Raw genomic sequence first — 16,597 nt, 5'->3', positions numbered from 1 at the left:
AGCAGGCGTGTGTCCGTAACTGCCTCTATGGCAACGCCCGATGCGTCGTCGGCGTGCACGCGGTCTGTAAACAGTGCGGTATCCGGTCATGCGCCGGTCATACTGCGGAACCCTGGCTTGAGTGCGCGCGCAGCAAGGCGCAGGACTCTGCGGCAGAATGATCGGATGACTGTGATCCATAGGCCCACCGAATCCCCGGCGCTGCGCGCGCTGATCGACGATCGCTACCGCGACCTGATCGCGCGATGCCGCCAGATGGGCGTGCCCTTGCACGACGACGCCGGCGTGGCCGAGCGCATTCGACGCACCTTGCTCGCCAGCGACTTCGCCTTCGATACCTGGCTGCGCCAACCGCAGCTGCTTGCGCCGCAAGGACTCGAGCGCCTGCGCTCGGGCAGCGATGCCAGCGCACGCATCGATGCGCTGAAGCTCGCCGAGGACGAGGCAGCGTGCCTGACGCAGTTGCGGCGCTTTCGTCACGCCGAGGCGCTGCGTCTGGTGTTTCGCGATGTCAACGGCCTCGATGAGTTGCCCGAGACCCTGTCCGCCACCAGCGTGCTCTACGAAGTCCTGCTGGCCTCCTCGCTGCAGTGGTCCGAACGCGCGCTGGCCGCGCGTTATGGCCATAGCCGCAGCCACGACGGCGAACTGCAGCGCATGGTGGTGGTGGGCTTTGGCAAGCTCGGTGGCAGCGAGCTGAATTTTTCCTCCGACATCGACCTGGTGCTGGCCTATCCGCACAGCGGGCAGAGCGATGGCGCGCGTACGCTCGACAACAGCGAGTACTTCGTGCGCCTGGCGCGCCAGCTGGTGCGCCTGCTCAACGAACCTACCGTCGATGGCATCTGCGCGCGCGTGGACTTGCGCCTGCGTCCATTCGGCAATGCCGGCCGGCTGGCTTTGCCGTTCTCGGCGATGGAGCAGTACTACCAGAGCGAAGGTCGCGACTGGGAGCGCTATGCGTGGATCAAGGCGCGTCCCGTGGCGGGCGATCGCCATGCGGGCAAGGAGCTGCAGGATTTGCTGCGTCCCTTTGTCTATCGCAAATATCTCGACTACACCGCCTTCGCGGGCCTGCGCGAGATGAAGTCGCTGATCGACGCCGAAGTGGCGCGCAAGGATCTGGCGGACAATCTCAAGCTCGGCCCTGGCGGCATCCGCGAAATCGAATTCATCGTGCAGCTGGTGCAGTTGATACGAGGCGGGCGCGAACCCAGCCTGCGCGTGCGCGGGCTGTTGCCTGCGCTCACCGCCTGCGAAGCGCGTGGCCATATCAGCGCCGCGCGTGCGCGCGAATTGCGCGAGGCCTATGTGTTCCTGCGTCGCGTGGAAAATCGCGTGCAGATGTTGCGCGATGCGCAGACGCACGATATTCCGGCAGACGCTCTCAGTCGTGAGCGCATCGCGCTGGGCCTTGGCCTTGGCAGCTGGGAGGAGCTGGAAGAACAGCTGGCCGCCCATCGCGCCAAGGTCAGCGAGGAGTTCGCCGAAGTGCTGATGCCGCAGGGAGGGCGAACGGCAGCCGCGCCGGTGGCTGATGTGGCCTTGTGGCAGCAGGCGTGCGCTGAATCACTGAATGCCGGCGTGATGGAAGCGTCCGGCTTCACGCCAGGCGGTGAGGCGGCGGAGGCTTTGCTGAAACTCAGTCAGGCCGCTTCCGTGCGCGCCATGTCGCAGCGTTCGCGCGAGCAGCTCGACCGCCTGATGCCGCAGCTGCTGGCCGTGGCACGCAACAGCGTGGCGCCCGTCGCCTGCCTGCTTCGCCTGTGCCGGCTGGTGCAGTCGGTGGCGCGACGTTCGTCCTATCTCGCCCTGCTCGAAGAGCAGCCCGCGGCGCGACTGCGCTTGGCGCGATTATTTGCGGAAAACGCCTTCCTCGCCGAACGCGTGATCGCGCAGCCCTTGCTGTTGGACGACGTGCTCGATCCGCGCATCGATCAGTTGCCGCTCAAGCGCGCCGACATCAGCGCAGAAATCACCCGCGTGCTGGCGACGCTGGACGAGCGCGAGGCGGAAGCGGAGCTCGAGCGCCTCAACGAGTTCAAGGCGAGCGTGGCGTTCCGTCTCGGCCTGGCTTTCAGCGACGGACGCGCCGATGCCGTCGCCACAGCGCGGCGCCTGGCGGTACTGGCCGAATCCATCGTCTTGGCCGTCACCGCGCTGGCCGAGCGCGAACTCGCTGCACAGCACGGCCGTCTACCGGGCGACGGCATCGGTTTTGCGGTGCTCGGCTACGGCAGCCTGGGTGGCGAGGAGCTGGGGTTCGCCTCCGACCTGGACCTGGTGTTTGTCTACGACAGCAAGCGCGCGCACGCGATGAGCGATGGTGCGCGTCCGCTGGAAGGCTCGCGCTGGTATCAGCGCCTCGCCCAGCGCGTGATGAATTGGCTGACCGTGCTCACCCGTGCGGGGCGCCTGTATGAAGTGGATACGCGGCTGCGGCCCGACGGCTCCAAAGGCTTGCTGGTGAGCAGCCTCGATGCATTTGAGGCCTACCAGAAGAGCCGCGCATGGACCTGGGAGCATCAGGCGCTGCTGCGCGCCCGCCCTATCGCGGGCGACGCAGGGCTGCACGCCGATCTCGCCACCGTTCGCCGCGACGTGCTGGCGGTGCCGCGCGAGCGCGCCCCGGTGCTGCAGGAAGTCAGCAGCATGCGCCAGCGCTGGCGGGCGGAGCGCGATCGCTCCGATGCGCAGCTGTTTGATCTCAAGCAGGGTCATGGCGGTCTGCTGGATATCGAGTTCGCACTTCAAGGCCTGGTGCTGGCGCACGCGTCAGAACGTTCCGCCCTGCTCAATATCACCGCCAACGCCGGCTTGATCGAAGCCTGCCGGAACGCCGGCCTGCTGGACGGGCGGCAGGCCGGCATATTCGCCGAAGCGCACGCCGAACTGCTGCATCGCGCACTGGCCTGTACGCTCGACCTGCGCTCGCGCATCGCACCGCGTGACGGCGAACTCGACCGCCTCAGCAGCAGTGTGCAGGAGGTGACGACGGAGCTGGGCTTGTGCTTCTGATGCAGCTCACGCCGCCTGGTTTTGCCGGCGCACGATGAGCTCGCGCAGCGTTGCGGCAATCGTGCCGGTGATGCGCAGCGGCGGCACCGGCGGTGTATTGCTGGCATCGAGCGAATGCAGCAGTCCCGCGTCGCGCAAGGCGTGATGGAAACGCTCGAGTTTGTCGGGCAGTGAGCCGAGCACAAAGGTGTGCACCGGGCAGCCCACGGCGCAGGCTTCGGACAGCATATTGACCGAGTCCGGCGTGACGACCAGGCGATCGGCCCAGCCCAGCACGCCGGGATAGGGATTGCCGCCGTCATCATTGCCAGCCCACACCAGCCCTGGCACGTCGCCCAGGCCCTGGCGCATGCGCTCCACCAGGTCCGCCGGTGTGCGTCGCGAGGCGAGCACCATCAGGCTGCCGCCGTCCTGGCGACGCCGCGCATGCAGGCCGCTGATCAACTGGTCGATATAAGCCTCGTTGAAGGTCACGCCCTTGCGCGGGCCGCCCAGCAAGACGCCTATCCGCGGGCGCGGCAATGCCGCAAAGGCAGGATCGGCCTCGCGGCCATCCTGCAGCCAGGCCTCGTCCACCGGATTGAGCGAGCCGAGCGGGCGGATCACGTTGCGGCCGGTCAGCCGATCGTGCTGAGGCGCGATTACCGTGTCCCAGTGTGCCGGATTGACCCGCGGATCAAGAATCTGCACGGTGTAGCAGGCGCCGCCGCTGAGCGAGCGCAGCAGGCGGGTATAGAGCGCGGCGGATCGGCCGCAACCGATCGCCACGGCCGGCCACGGTGGGGCGAACTGCTGGCGCTGGGTGGGGTCGAGCGCCAGCCGGGCGCCAAGCGTGAGATGAGGCGCCAGCCACGACCAGGGTGCGGCGGGCGCAAGCTGCAGGTGCCGCACAGGCATCTCCAGCAGCTCGGCCAGCGCCAGCGCCTGGCGCTGGTTGCCGGCCGCGCCATCGGTGATGACCCAGCAGTCGCCGCGCGGCTTCAGCATAGTCCTGGCCGCCGCATTGTTTCCCTGGACGGTACAGTTCGTTCCATTGGCCTGGGTCCTGTTTGCCTGCGACCCCGCTTACACTTGAGGTCGTTGCGCCGATGCCGGCGCGCCATGTCCACAGGATACCCATGAGCGAGAAGCTTTCCGAGGCGACCTTCGACCAATTGTTTCGCACGGCGCGCACGTATAACGCGTGGCTGCCGAAAGAAGTAACGGACGCGCAGCTTCACGCGATCTACGAGCTGGCCAAGTTCGGCCCCACCAGCGCCAACTCCTCGCCGATGCGTGTGGTCTTCGTGAAATCCAGGGAGGCCAAGGACAAGCTGGCGCCGTTCCTCTCCGATGGCAATCGCGCCAAGACCCTGGCCGCGCCGGTCACCGCCATCGTCGGTACCGACCACGAGTTCTACGAAAAGCTGCCCCATCTGTTTCCGCATGCCGATGCGCGCAGCTGGTTCGCCGGCAACCAGCCGCTGATCGATATCACCGCCTTCCGCAATGGTTCGCTGCAGGGCGCTTACCTGATGCTCGCCGCGCGCGCGGTCGGCCTCGATTGCGGCCCCATGTCCGGCTTCGACAATGCCGGCGTGGACAACGCCTTCTTTGCGGGCACCACGGTGAAGTCCAACTTCCTGGTCAACATCGGCTACGGCGATGCCAGCCGCGACCTGTTCCCGCGCAGCCCGCGCCTCTCGTTCGAAGAAGCTTGCCAGATCGCCTGACGCCTTCATCGGCCTCGATCCAGCAACCCCCAACCCAATGGAGATTCAACCCATGCGTGCACTTCGTTACCTCGTTCTTGCCGGCCTGATCAGCGCTGCCGTGTCCGTCCAGGCCGCTCCGGTCACCTACAAGATGGACCCGGGCCACACCATGGTCCTGTTCAGCTGGAACCACTTCGGCTTCTCCAACCCCACCGCCAACCTCGGCCTTGGCAACGGCACCATCGTGTTCGACGACAAGGACGCCGCCAAGTCGTCCGTCGACGTCACCCTGCCGCTGGCCAACCTCGACACGCACGTGAGCGCGCTCGACGAGCACCTGAAGAAGCCGGATTTCTTCGACGCCGACAAGTACCCGACCGTCACCTTCAAGAGCACCAAGGTGCAGGCCGCTGGCGGCAACAAGTACAAGGTCACGGGTGACCTGACCGTGCACGGCGTGACCAAGCCGGTGACGCTGGACGCCACGCTCAACAAGAGCGGCGAGCATCCGATGCTGAAGACGGCGACGGTGGGCTTCGACGCCACCGCCACGCTGAAGCGTTCCGACTTCGGCGTGGGCGCCTACGTGCCGAACGTCAGCGACGAGATCAAGATCCACATCACCACCGAGGCTTCGGTGCCGAAGGCCGACGCCGCCAAGTAAGCCCAACGCTGGGCATGAGCAGGCCTGCGCTCACGGCGCGGGCCTGTTCTTTTTGGGCTCAACGATTGCTGACGCCTTCGTCTTTCAGTGACGTCAGCTTGTCCAGGTCCATGTCGTTCACGGCCTGCTTCAGGTCATCCATGCTGGCGCCGCTGCCGCTCGCCTTGACCGAGAAACGGTTGGCGACGATCACGCCAAATTCGCCCGTCTTGGTCTGCGAATTCCACGCTTCGTGCATCAGCCGCTCGTGCTCGGTATAGGTCTTTTCGTAACCGTGGTCGGTCTGCTGTTCGGTGGAGTGCGCCACTGCGCTGGCCATCGCCATCATGCCCCGCATATTGCCGGTGTCGGCCAGCTCGATCTTGATGTTGCGATCCTTGCCGTCGCTGTAAGTGGCATAGGCAGTGGATATCTGCATGCCTACCGCGCCGGAGCGTTGCGCGTTGAAGTCACTGCGCTTCATGCCATCGAGCTCCTCGGGCAGGAAGCCACGCAAGGTTTCCGGTGATAGCGACACCGCCACGGTCTTGCCTGCCATGCTGTCTGGATCGACAGTCACCGTGGTTCGATCGCTGCTGGTCGCGTGGATGCCGGCCATCGACGCGCCGGTGAGCGCCGCCGTGCCGATGATGCCGGCCATGATCAAGCCCACGATCCAGCTCAGTACAATCCCGATGATCACGATGACGGCCGTGTACCCGCCGGCGCGCTCGGGTGGGCAGCGCATGGTGTGCGGCAGTCCGAGATAGAGCAGATAAATGCCGTAGATCACGCCGGCAATCGCCACCAGCCAACCGAGCCACGGAATGATCACGGCGATGCCGGCGATCCATCCTGCGGTCCAGGCATAGGCCACCGTCTTGAGCGCCTGCACGGGGTCCTTGCTGCCGCCAAAACTCGGCGCGAACGCATTGACGATGAGGGCGACTAGGTAGACCACCACCAGGGTCAGCAGGTAATGCAGGATCAGGCCGAGCAAGCCCAGGCCCAGCGGCGTGTGCACATGCATGCCCCAGCCGCCGTGACCGAACAGGCTGCCGCGAATGAAGTAGGCGATCACCGGTAGCGCGGCGACGATGCAGATGTAGTTGCGGAACAGGCCGCCGACGGTGGCGGGCTCGGCAGCGATCACCGGCCACTCGGTCTGTGGCGAACTGAGGATGGCCTTGATGCGACTGAAGATCTTTCCGAAGTCCATGACGGCTCCTGCTTCAGGATGTGCCTGTTCCCGCCATCCACCGACCGCTGGATCGCGGGCCGTTCGTTCCCCGTACGCGAGGGCATTCTCGGCCGCCGGGGAGGCCCCCGACATTGGTCGCCCGCACTATGCCCTAGGTCGCAGTCCGCTGCCCGCCGCGTCGCGATGTGGGGTTGGCCTGCTAACATGGTGGGTCTGGTGTCCTGATGGAGTTTGACCCCATGTCGCGTTCCCCTGCGGCTGCCCCGCTGATCCCGGCGAATGCCGAAAATCGTTACGAAGTGACGCGCTCGGACCTTCCGCTGTCCTGTCCGATGCCCGGCATGGCGCTGTGGAACTCCCATCCGAAGGTCTATTTGCCGATCGTGGAGGACGGTGGTGAATCCACATGTCCTTATTGCGGCGCGCATTACGTGCTTCGCGACTGATTTCGACCTCGAAAGTTACAACTGAAACCATATCGGCCGCGCATTTCGGCACGATTGCTGCTTGCCTCTAGGAATGAAGGCACCTTTCGAACAAATCATGTCAGCAATCGCTACACCAGCGCGGTCTCTGACCGTGGTCCAGCTGATCCCTGCCCTGCAATCGGGCGGGGCAGAGCGGTCTGCGCTGGAGATTGCCCGTGCCCTGGTGCAGGCCGGCCATCAGTCCATCGTGATTTCCGCCGGTGGCCGCATGGTGTCGCAGCTGGAAGCCGAAGGCAGCCGTCACATCACGCTGGATATCGGCCGCAAGTCGCTGGGCACCTTCATGAAGGTGGGCGCGCTGCGCAAGCTGCTGCGCGAGCTCAAGCCCGACATCGTGCACGCACGCTCGCGCCTGCCGGCCTGGCTGGGCTGGTGGGCCATCAAGGGCATGAAGCCGGCGCCGCATTTCGTGACCACCGTGCACGGCCTCAATTCGCCCGGCCGCTACAGCGCCATCCTGCTGCGTGGCGAGCGCGTCATTGCGGTATCGCAGACCCTGCGCGATTTCATGCTCAGCCATTACCCCTGGCTGGAACCGGCTCGCGTGCGGGTGATCCCGCGCGGCATCGATCCGGACGCCTTTCCCTACGGGCATCGACCGGACGACAACTGGGTCAAGGCGTTTTTCGCCGAGTTTCCGGCGCTTGCCGGCGGCCCGCTGCTGACCCTGCCGGGTCGCGGCACGCGCCTGAAGGGACACCATGACGCCATCGAACTGGTGGCTGAGCTCAAGCGCCGCGGCATCGATGTGCGCCTGTTGCTGCTGGGCGTGATCGAGCCTGGTCGCGAGGCCTACGTCGAGGAGCTGCGCCATCTCGTGCGCACGCGCGGGCTCGAAGCGCAGGTGGTGATGACGCCGCCGCGTTCCGATGTGCGTGACATCTACGCCGTCTCCTCGCTGGTGCTGCAGTTGTCGAACAAGCCCGAATCGTTCGGCCGCACGGTGATCGAGGCGCTGTCGCTGTGCCGCCCGGTGCTGGGCTATGCGCACGGTGGCGTGGGCGAGTTGCTGGCCGAGCTGTATCCGGCAGGCCGCGTGCCGCCCGCCGATCGCGAGCGCCTGGTGGAACGTGCTGCCGAGCTGCTGCGCGTGGCGCCGCCCATCCCGATGCTGCAGAACTACCGCCTCACCGACATGCAGCAGGCCACCCTGGCCTTGTACGACGAGCTCACTGCGGCCTGACGCAGCGTCGAGCGTCGCCCGTACGGTGACTCACCTACAATGCGCGGGTCACCCTTATTGATCCACGCATGAGCCCTATTGCTGCATTCCTGAAGGCCGCCCTGCGTTCCCCCTTGCTGCCGTTCTGGCTGGTGATCGCCCTGCTGCCGTTCGGGCGCAGCGCCGAGCTGGGGACCTTCCTTTGTCTGATCGGCGTGGTGTTGCTGTTCGTACGCCATCCGTCCGCCTTGCGCGAGCACGCCGGTGCACGGCTGTTGCTGTGGCTGCTGGCGGCTTATGTGGGCGCCGCGCTGATCTCCTCGGTGGACTCGCTGGCGCCTGGCAAGAGCTGGGGCACGGTGGCGTCACTGCTGCGCTACGCCCCGTTGGGCTTGTACGCCTGCTTTGCCATCCGTCGCGAAGACAAGCTCGACGCGCTTTACCTGGCCACGGCTGCGGTCGTGGCGTTCTGGGCGCTTGATGCCTGGGTGCAGGCCCTGACCGGCTGGAGCCTGGGTGGGCACGCCGAGCCCGAGCGCATTTCCGGCATCTTTGGCGCCGCCAATCTGAAACTCGGCCCGTCGCTGTCGGTGCTGTCGCCATTCGTGCTGTGGGCGGCGCTGCGGCGCTTTGGCCTCAAAGGGCTGCTGATCGCCTTCGTGCTGCTGCTGGGGCCGGTGCTGATGTCGGGATCGCGAGCGTCGTGGGTTTGCTACGCCGTGGTGGCACTGGGCTTTGCGTGGCGGGTGTCGGGCTCGCCCCTGCGATTCGTGGCTGCCGCCGGTGCCTTGGCCGCGGTGATCCTGCTCGCCGGCGGCGTCGCCTGGAAAACCTCCGAGCGCTTCCAGCTGCGCATGGATCGCACGCTGCAGGTGCTGCAAGGTTCGGACAAATCGCTCGATTGGGCGCTGAGCGGTCGCCTGGATATCTGGCGCACCAGCGTGGCGATGTTCGAGGGGCACCCGATCAACGGCGTCGGCGTGCGCGCGTACCGCTATGCGTATCCCGCGTATGCGCCAGCCAATGATCGTTTTGTCGTCACCGCCGACGGCTGTGGCGTTGGCGAAGGCGCCTGCCATGCCCATCAATGGCTGCTCGAGGTACTCACGGAAACCGGCGCGCTCGGCATGGCCTGCTGGCTGGCGGCGATCGGATGGGCGGTGATCGTGTGGCGCAGGGTGGGCGCCGCGGCACGTACGCGCGCCTTCCCGGCCACGCTCGCCCTGGGCACGATGCTGTTCCCGCTCAATACGCATCTGGCCTTCTATTCGGCCTGGTGGGGTTTGTTGTTCGCATGGCTGCTGGGCCTGTGGTGTGCGGCGCTCTACGTGCATCCATCGTCGCAGGGAGCTGCCGCATGACGCGCGAGCCGCTGTCGGTAGTCGTGATCACCTTCAACAACGCGGACACGCTCGACGCGTGCTTGAGTCGCGTCGACTGGGCCGACGAAATCGTCGTGCTCGATTCGGGTTCGACCGACGACACCGTCAACATTGCACGCCAACACGGCGCGCGTGTCGCTGTGCATCCGTTCGACGACTACGGCCCGCAGAAGCAGCGCGCCTATGACATGGCCAGCCACGACTGGATCTTGAACCTCGATGCGGACGAGATCCTCTCACCTGGCACGCGCGAGGAAATCGAACGTGCCTTGCAGCATCCCCGGCACGCCGGCTTTCGGCTGCCGCGGCGCGAACGGATGTTCTGGACCGTGCAGCATCGCTGGAGCTGGCGCAACGGCCACCTGCGCTTGTTCGATCGTCGTCGCGGCGGCATGAACGATGTCGAAGTGCACGCGGCGGTGGAAGTGCGCGGCCCGGTGAAAACGCTGCGACGTGCGGACTTCGTCAATGACGGCGATGGCGATATCGCCACGCGCGTGGAAAAGATCAATCGTTACACCACCGGCATGGTGGCCTACAAGCTGCGCACGCGGCAGCGCTTTACCGGCCTGCGCATGGTGTTCTATCCACCGGTGTTCTTCCTGCGGCAGTACATCGGCAAGCGCTACTTCCTCAACGGCTGGGCTGGTTTCATCGCCAGCGTCACTGGTGCGTTCTACGCCTTCCTCAAGTACGCGAAGTTGCATGAGGCGAGGGAGCAGGCATCGCGCAAATCGCGCGGCGAAGAACATTAGTCGCGCGACGCGAGCCTTTTGATGCGTTGGCCTGCCGGAAAAATTCAGCGCGGATTTAGCTAGCTGTACGAGCTGGCGCAAACTCTTGCATGCCGAAATTACTTGCATGCAAAGCCCGTTTTAGCAGTGCCACCATCGCGCCGTGAATCGTGCGTCAATTCCAGGATTTAGACGAACGAAATTGCGCGCACGGGGTCATGCTCGGCGTCGTGCTGATACAACGCGCGAGTACGCTGCAACGTGATGATTCTGATGGCGTGCATGAAGTCGTCACGATCTGGCGCACGTTTTCGCGTCGCGCTCGTTGTGGCGTCGCCGATCGCCTTCCACACTCGCCTGGTTTTCGTGGGGTGTCATCGCGAGCAGATTTTGTTGGCTCTCTCTCGCGCCGTTCTAGGGTGACTTTTACTGCAATGGCATCGCGTCGCCAACACGGTGACGCGACGGGCGACTTCGTCTTACGCACAGCGCGAATCTCAAAGGAGGTCATGCGGGGGAAAGCTGTGGCTGATCGAAAACGGGGGGCTTGTTCTCAATGGATCGCATCAGGGAGACATTGCATGAAACACGAGCACCTGAACCTGCTGGGGGTCATGACCCTGGTCCTCGCAGGCTTGCCGATGGTGGCATCGGCACAATCGAACACTGCGCAAAACGCAGCATTGGCTGGCATCAACACGGCCGAAGCGCCCAGGGTGACGCAGACGGTCGATAGCCGCGCGACATCGACTCTACAGCGCAGTCATCTGAGCCTGGTCGACCGTTCCACGCCGACCAAGGCGATGGACGATGCGGCCGCCATGAATCACATGAACCTGATCCTGCAGCGCAGCGCCAAGCGGCAGGCTGCGCTGGATGCACTGATTTCCGCCCAGCACGACCCGAGCTCGTCGAAGTTCCGCCAGTGGGTGACGCCCGATCAGTTCGGGCAGACCTTCGGCGTATCCGACGCCGATATTGCAGCAACGACCGCGTGGCTGAAATCGCAGGGCTTCACGGTCAACGGCGTCTATCCGAACAAGATGCAGATCGACTTCAGTGGCAACGCAGGGCAGGTGAAGCGCGCGTTCCACACGCAGATGAACCAGTACACCATCAACCAGGCAGCGCACGTGGCCAATGCCAGCGACATCAGCATTCCACAGGCTCTGCAAAGCGTGGTGGCGGGCGTGGCCGGCCTCAATGACATCCATCCCCAGGCACAGCACACGGCGCCGAAGCTGGGCCAGTTCGATGCGAGCTCGCAGCGCTTCAAGGTGCAGCAAGCGAAAACCGCAGCCGCTGGCATGACGCCACAGGCGGTCAACTTCACCAATGGCTCGCGCGGCCTGGTGCCGTACGACATGGCGAAGATCTATGGCACCGACAAGCTCTATGCGAGCGGCCTGACCGGTACGGGCATCACCATTGCGCTGGTCGAGGACAGCTCGATGGTGCCCGATGACTGGACCAACTTTGTCAGCCAGTTCGGGCTGACCAGTTACGGCGGCACGTTCCAGCAAATCCAGCCACAGGCGACCGGCTTCACCAACTGCATCGACCCGACCATCAACTTCCCCGGCGAAGACGACTTCGAGGCCTTGCTCGATGCCGAATGGTCGACCGCGATGGCACCTGGCGCCAACATCTGGCTGGCCAGCTGTGACGATTCCAACGCCACCAACTTCTTCGGCGGCGTGGTCACGGCGGCGACCAACCTGATCAATGGCAGCAACCGTCCCAACATCATCAGCGCCAGCTATGGATACGGCGAAGGCTTCGTCGATGCACCGAGCAAAGCGGCCATCGACCAGATGTGGGCGCAGGCAGATGCGGAAGGCATTTCCGTGTTCGTATCGAGCGGCGATTCGGGCTCCAATCCGAGCTTCAACGGCTTCTTCATCAATGGCGCGGGCATCGATGCCAATGCGTTTGGCACGTCGCCGAACGACACCGTGGTCGGCGGCACGGATACGGCCGACATCCTCGACGGCAGCACGAAGAAGTATTTCAGCTCGACCTTCAACGCGCAGTACGGCTCGGCACTGTCGTATGTGCCGGAGATTCCGTGGAACGAATCCTGCGGCAATGAAGTGGCAGCCAAGTCGCTGGGCTATGCGACGTCGCTGGCGTTCTGCAAGGCCTATCTGCAGTTCGATCCCTACGGCTACTACATCACTTCCGAATCGGGCAGCGGTGGTCCGTCGTCGGTGAATGCCAAGCCGGCATGGCAGCGTCTGGTCTACAACACTGCCAAGGACCAGTCGCGCGACGTGCCCGACGTGGCGTTGTTCGGTGGTTCGTACGGTGGTTCGACCTGGGTGATCGTGTGCTCTTACTACTATCCCTGCACACCGGGATTCACCGGTAGCACGGCGCTGATCGGTGGCACGTCGCTGTCGTCGCCGATGTTCGCCGGCATCCAGGCGCTGATCGATCAAGGGCTGGCAGCCAAGGGCTTGTCGCCTAACCAGGGCAATGCCGCACCGACGCTCTACACGCTGGCCGCCGATGAATACGGTGGTCCGAAAGGCGCCCCGCCGGCCACGCTGGCGACCTGCAATTCGGACAATGGCGCCAAGGGCACCGGCAAATGCGTGTTCCACAATGTCACGCGCGGCAGCATCGCCACGCAGTGCGTGCAGCAGCTGCCGGATGTGGTGACACCCGACTGCTACTACTACGGCACGCTGCCGAACTCCTACCTCGGTGCGATCCAGGTAGGCCTCACCTCGAGCAACGCCAACAAGTACAACGCCAATACGGAAGCGTTTGCGGCGCAGGCGGGCTGGAGTTTTGCGTCGGGCCTGGGTTCGGTCGACGCCAATAATTTGCTGAAGGCGTGGAAGGCCTTCGTCAATGTGAAGTAAGGGGAGTCCCTCGACATCCCCGGCGTTGCGCCGGGGATGTTGTTGTCAGGCTGCCTGCGACAGCGGCAGCGGCTGGTCGCGCAGCGCCGCCAGTAAGCGGGCACACGCTTCGCGACGCAGCATTTCGCGGCGACGGAAGGCGGAGCGATGCTTGCTCTCGACCTGCAGTTCGCTGCGCTCGGGCTCGCTGGTCGGCAAGGCGAAAAAACCATCGGGTTGCAGCACGCCCTGGCACTCTTCCCAGAAGCCGTCGTAGTCGGCCTTGATCTTGTCCGCTTCGCCCGCGAACGGATGCGCCAGGTTGCTGACGCCGCGGATCTGCGTGGCGCCGGCAAACGAACCAAAGGCGAGCAGCAGCGAATGCAGCAGGTTTTTCGGCCGCAATCCGTAGCACTGCTTGGTCAGTTCGCGCACGGCCTCGCGCCCCAATTCGGCGGCGGCGCCCTGCAGGCAGCCGATCAACAGCGTGCGGCCCCGGTCGGCGATGCTGAAGATGGCCGACGACAACACCTGGCCCTGCGTATTGCTAAGGCATAGCGCCAGCTCGCCTTCGCGGCTGCGACCGGTCGGTCGGCGCAATTCCAGCTGCAGCTCGCTGCCGTCCTTCAGGGCGAGCGTTCCCCATCGATGGTGGCCATGCAGATAAACCGCATCCACCATCGCCGCAGGCAGTTGACCAAACACAAAGCGATAGTGCTGGCTGACAATCGACATGCGCTCGGCACGCCCGATCCGACGATTGATGTAGTGATGGTGCCAACGCTCATGCAGGCGCGGATCGTGCGCCAGGATCGACGTGAGCCGTGGCGACCCGTACAGCTCGGCCAGCCACGCCGACTGGCGACGCGCCATGCGCACACTGCGGGCAATGTATTTCAGGCCGGCGGCGAGGCGCTTTGAGGGCGAGCCACTCCAATCGCGGCGTTGGCGCAGCGAGCGCAAAAACAGCCGGAATGTCATGTTGGGTGGGCGGATCGTGGGGATGGTCGGCCGTCTTTTTACCCGCACTGACTGTCATTTATCTGTCAGCGAACAGGACGGCTTCGTGCAAGGCTTAGTAGACCGACGGGCTGCCTTCCGGCCGCGTCTTGAAGCGCTTGTGTACCCACAGGTATTGCTCGGGCGCGGCGCGCACCATGTCTTCGATGCACACATTGACGCGCGCGGTGTCATCGAGCACATCCTTGCTCGGCAAGCCCTCGAGCGGAGCGCCCAGCTTCAGCGCATAGCCCGCGTTGCCGGGCAGGCGGCGGTGATAGAACGGAATCACCACGGCGCCGGACATGCGGGCCAGATGATGGGTCGCCGTGATGGTGGCGGCCGGCACGCCGAAGAACGGCACGAACACATTGTCCTTGCTGCGCATGTCCTGGTCGGGCGCATACCAGAGCGTGCCGCCGTTGCGCAGATGCTTGACGGTGCCGCGGATATCGTCTTTCTCGAACATCGCCTCGGCGTAATCGAGTCGTGCGCGCAGCACGACCCACTCGAACACTGCTGAATCCATGCGGCGATACATGCCGGAAATGCGGATGCGCTGCGAGACCAGCCGCGCGCACAGCTCCAGATGCGAGAAATGGCCGCCCACCAGCAACACGCCCTTGCCCTGCGCACGCGCCGCTTCGAGATGCTCCAGGCCTTCGATGGTCACCGGTACGTTGGCGATCGCGCGCTCGCTGCCCATCCAGCCCAGCGCGAACTCGGCCATCATCAGGCCGATATCGCGCAGATGCGCATCGACCAGCCTGGCTTGCTCTTGCTGGGACAGTTCGGGAAAGCACAGCGCGATATTCACCTCCGCCACGTGTCGCCGCGGCGAGGGTACGCGCTGCACCAGCCAGCCTAGTGCGCGACCAAAGGCCATCAGCCAGGGGCGTGGCAGGCGGGCGATCAGCCAGATCACGCCGGCACCCAGCCAGGCGGGCCAGTGCGTGGGCGAGAGCAGGGAGCGGGTGAAGCTGGGACGAGGCATGCCGGGCATCGCCCGCATTGTAGGGAACAAGCCAAAACGAGGCGAGCCGCGGCGTGGGGCAGGGCCCGTGCGTCCGAGCCGATATACTGGCGCACCGCGATCGAAAGGCTCTCCGTTGCGCTACATCTACACCCTCGCCATGTACCTGGTGACGCCGCTGATCGTGTTGCGGCTGATGGCGCGTGGCGTGCGCTACGGCGACTACCACAAGCGCTGGCGCGAACGCTTCGGCTTCTTCGAGGCCTCGGGCGTGACCGGCAGCCTGTGGGTGCACGCCGTGTCGGTGGGCGAGGTCAACGCGGCCGAGCCGCTGATCAAGGCCTTGCAGACGGACTATCCGAACGCGCCGCTGGTGGTGACCACGGTGACGCCCACCGGCTCCGAACGGGTGCGCCAGCTGTTCGGCGACAGCGTGTTCCACGTCTATCTGCCCTACGACCTGCCGTTCTCGGTATCGCGCTTCCTCAAGCGCGTGCGACCGCGCCTGGCGATCATCGTGGAAACCGAGATCTGGCCGAATCTCTACCTGGCCTGCCGGCGTCGCAGCATCCCGCTGATGATCGTCAACGCGCGCCTGTCCGAGCGCTCGCTGCGCGGCTATAAGCCACTGGGCAACCTTGTGGCGCAGGCCATGCGTTGCGTGTATCAGATCGCCGCCCAGTCGCGTACCGATGCCTCGCGTTATCGCGCGCTGGGCGCCGACCCGGACAAGATCGTGGTCACCGGCAATATGAAGTTCGACATGCCGGTGCCCTACGACGCTGAGCGCAAGGGTGAGGAGCTGCGCCAGCAGTGGGGCCATCTGCGTCCCGTCTGGATCGCGGGCAGCACGCACGAAGGCGAAGAACTGCCGGTGCTCGAAGCCCACCTGGAAGTGCTCACGCGCTGGCCCGACGCCTTGTTGCTGATCGCACCCCGACACCCCGAACGCTTCAAGCTGGTGGAAAACTCCGCGCGCAGCCTGGGTTTCACGGTGGGTACGCGCAGCGCCGACCGCGTGCCGTCGGCGGCTCATCAGGTCTTCGTGATCGATGCGATGGGCGAGCTGATGCCGTTCTACGCTGCCTCCGATCTGGCTTTCGTGGGCGGCAGCCTGGTGCCGATCGGCGGCCACAATGTGCTGGAACCCGCCGCACTTTCCACGCCGGTGCTGGTTGGCCCGAACACCTTCAATTTCGAAGAAATCACCCTCACCCTCATCCGCGAGGGCGGTGCGTCGCGCGTGAACAGCGCCGAGGAACTGGGTCCGGTGGTGCTGCAGCTGTTGCGCGATCCGCCGCAGCGCCAACGCATGGGCGACGCGGCGCGCATCGTGTTCGACAGCGAGCGCGGCGCCGTCAAGCGCGTGATGGGCATGATCGACGACCTGCTGCAGGAATAGACGTCCAGACGTCTGCAGGGCCAAGACGCAACAAGGCCGGGACTTGCCCGGC

The 16,597-nt window shown here is 65.0% G+C and carries 13 protein-coding genes; 9 read left to right on the top strand and 4 right to left on the bottom strand.

The genetic code is table 11. The features are described from left to right. Nucleotides 1-165 precede the first annotated feature (165 nt). Complete coding sequence (gene glnE, locus AB4Y82_RS16285) at nt 166-3,018, top strand: bifunctional [glutamate--ammonia ligase]-adenylyl-L-tyrosine phosphorylase/[glutamate--ammonia-ligase] adenylyltransferase (protein ID WP_441604804.1); 2,853 nt, start codon at nt 166-168, stop codon at nt 3,016-3,018. Nucleotides 3,019-3,024: 6 nt separating this feature from the next. Here glnE and AB4Y82_RS16280 read toward each other — a convergent pair whose 3' ends face one another. Further along, on the bottom strand, nt 3,025-4,005 hold the full coding sequence (locus tag AB4Y82_RS16280; RefSeq protein WP_441604803.1) for a mitochondrial fission ELM1 family protein: 981 nt from the start codon (nt 4,003-4,005) through the stop codon (nt 3,025-3,027). 131 nt (nt 4,006-4,136) lie between these two features. On the opposite strand from AB4Y82_RS16280, the gene AB4Y82_RS16275 reads away from it, so the two are divergent. Further along, nucleotides 4,137-4,730, top strand: a complete 594-nt coding sequence (locus AB4Y82_RS16275) for a malonic semialdehyde reductase (protein ID WP_441604802.1) — start codon at nt 4,137-4,139, stop codon at nt 4,728-4,730. 52 nt (nt 4,731-4,782) lie between these two features. Then, nucleotides 4,783-5,376 (top strand): YceI family protein, encoded by a 594-nt coding sequence (locus AB4Y82_RS16270; protein WP_441604801.1) that lies wholly within the window; start codon nt 4,783-4,785, stop codon nt 5,374-5,376. A gap of 58 nt (nt 5,377-5,434) precedes the next feature. On the opposite strand, the gene AB4Y82_RS16265 is transcribed toward AB4Y82_RS16270, so the two are convergent. Beyond that, on the bottom strand, nt 5,435-6,574 hold the full coding sequence (locus AB4Y82_RS16265; RefSeq protein WP_441604800.1) for a Yip1 family protein: 1,140 nt from the start codon (nt 6,572-6,574) through the stop codon (nt 5,435-5,437). A 221-nt stretch (nt 6,575-6,795) separates the two neighbouring features. Here AB4Y82_RS16265 and AB4Y82_RS16260 point away from each other — a divergent pair, with 221 nt between their 5' ends. From AB4Y82_RS16260 to AB4Y82_RS16240, 5 genes are all read left to right on the top strand, one after another. Then, complete coding sequence (locus AB4Y82_RS16260; RefSeq protein ID WP_046970205.1) at nt 6,796-7,002, top strand: zinc-finger domain-containing protein; 207 nt, start codon at nt 6,796-6,798, stop codon at nt 7,000-7,002. Between the two features lie 97 nt (nt 7,003-7,099). Beyond that, nucleotides 7,100-8,227: a glycosyltransferase gene (locus AB4Y82_RS16255; RefSeq protein ID WP_441604799.1), complete on the top strand. Its 1,128-nt coding sequence runs from the start codon at nt 7,100-7,102 to the stop codon at nt 8,225-8,227. Between the two features lie 68 nt (nt 8,228-8,295). Further along, nucleotides 8,296-9,567 carry an O-antigen ligase family protein gene (locus tag AB4Y82_RS16250; RefSeq protein WP_441604798.1) on the top strand — a complete coding sequence of 424 codons (1,272 nt, stop codon included), beginning with the start codon at nt 8,296-8,298 and terminating at the stop codon, nt 9,565-9,567. Then, nucleotides 9,564-10,343: a glycosyltransferase family 2 protein gene (locus AB4Y82_RS16245; protein ID WP_441604797.1), complete on the top strand. Its 780-nt coding sequence runs from the start codon at nt 9,564-9,566 to the stop codon at nt 10,341-10,343. The genes AB4Y82_RS16250 and AB4Y82_RS16245 overlap by 4 nt, the downstream gene beginning before the upstream one ends. A 560-nt stretch (nt 10,344-10,903) precedes the next feature. Continuing rightward, nucleotides 10,904-13,192, top strand: a complete 2,289-nt coding sequence (locus AB4Y82_RS16240) for a S53 family peptidase (protein ID WP_441604796.1) — start codon at nt 10,904-10,906, stop codon at nt 13,190-13,192. Between the two features lie 45 nt (nt 13,193-13,237). On the opposite strand, the gene AB4Y82_RS16235 is transcribed toward AB4Y82_RS16240, so the two are convergent. Further along, nucleotides 13,238-14,152: a VirK/YbjX family protein gene (locus AB4Y82_RS16235; protein WP_441604795.1), complete on the bottom strand. Its 915-nt coding sequence runs from the start codon at nt 14,150-14,152 to the stop codon at nt 13,238-13,240. Between the two features lie 94 nt (nt 14,153-14,246). Further along, a complete protein-coding gene (gene lpxL / locus AB4Y82_RS16230) occupies nt 14,247-15,164 on the bottom strand; it encodes an LpxL/LpxP family Kdo(2)-lipid IV(A) lauroyl/palmitoleoyl acyltransferase (RefSeq protein ID WP_441604794.1) in 918 nt (305 codons plus the stop codon). Between the two features lie 115 nt (nt 15,165-15,279). Between lpxL and waaA the strand changes: the two genes are divergently transcribed. Next, entirely contained in the window at nt 15,280-16,545 is a 1,266-nt protein-coding gene (waaA, locus tag AB4Y82_RS16225; RefSeq protein WP_441604793.1) for a lipid IV(A) 3-deoxy-D-manno-octulosonic acid transferase, read from the top strand. Nucleotides 16,546-16,597: the final 52 nt, after the last annotated feature.

The sequence above is a fragment of the Dyella sp. 2YAF14 genome (assembly GCF_052114725.1).
Classification (GTDB): Bacteria; Pseudomonadota; Gammaproteobacteria; order Xanthomonadales; family Rhodanobacteraceae; genus Dyella.
The sequence above is the reverse complement of the archived record's forward strand: the minus strand, read 5'-3'. Positions and strand labels throughout refer to the sequence as shown.

Bases quoted from the DNA above. Each gene is read 5' to 3' on its own strand.
- glnE (WP_441604804.1), top strand. From the start codon at position 166: ATGACTGTGATCCATAGGCCCACCGAATCCCCGGCGCTGCGCGCGCTG.
- AB4Y82_RS16280 (WP_441604803.1), bottom strand. From the start codon at position 4,005: ATGCTGAAGCCGCGCGGCGACTGCTGGGTCATCACCGATGGCGCGGCC.
- AB4Y82_RS16275 (WP_441604802.1), top strand. From the start codon at position 4,137: ATGAGCGAGAAGCTTTCCGAGGCGACCTTCGACCAATTGTTTCGCACG.
- AB4Y82_RS16270 (WP_441604801.1), top strand. From the start codon at position 4,783: ATGCGTGCACTTCGTTACCTCGTTCTTGCCGGCCTGATCAGCGCTGCC.
- AB4Y82_RS16265 (WP_441604800.1), bottom strand. From the start codon at position 6,574: ATGGACTTCGGAAAGATCTTCAGTCGCATCAAGGCCATCCTCAGTTCG.
- AB4Y82_RS16260 (WP_046970205.1), top strand. From the start codon at position 6,796: ATGTCGCGTTCCCCTGCGGCTGCCCCGCTGATCCCGGCGAATGCCGAA.
- AB4Y82_RS16255 (WP_441604799.1), top strand. From the start codon at position 7,100: ATGTCAGCAATCGCTACACCAGCGCGGTCTCTGACCGTGGTCCAGCTG.
- AB4Y82_RS16250 (WP_441604798.1), top strand. From the start codon at position 8,296: ATGAGCCCTATTGCTGCATTCCTGAAGGCCGCCCTGCGTTCCCCCTTG.
- AB4Y82_RS16245 (WP_441604797.1), top strand. From the start codon at position 9,564: ATGACGCGCGAGCCGCTGTCGGTAGTCGTGATCACCTTCAACAACGCG.
- AB4Y82_RS16240 (WP_441604796.1), top strand. From the start codon at position 10,904: ATGAAACACGAGCACCTGAACCTGCTGGGGGTCATGACCCTGGTCCTC.
- AB4Y82_RS16235 (WP_441604795.1), bottom strand. From the start codon at position 14,152: ATGACATTCCGGCTGTTTTTGCGCTCGCTGCGCCAACGCCGCGATTGG.
- lpxL (WP_441604794.1), bottom strand. From the start codon at position 15,164: ATGCCTCGTCCCAGCTTCACCCGCTCCCTGCTCTCGCCCACGCACTGG.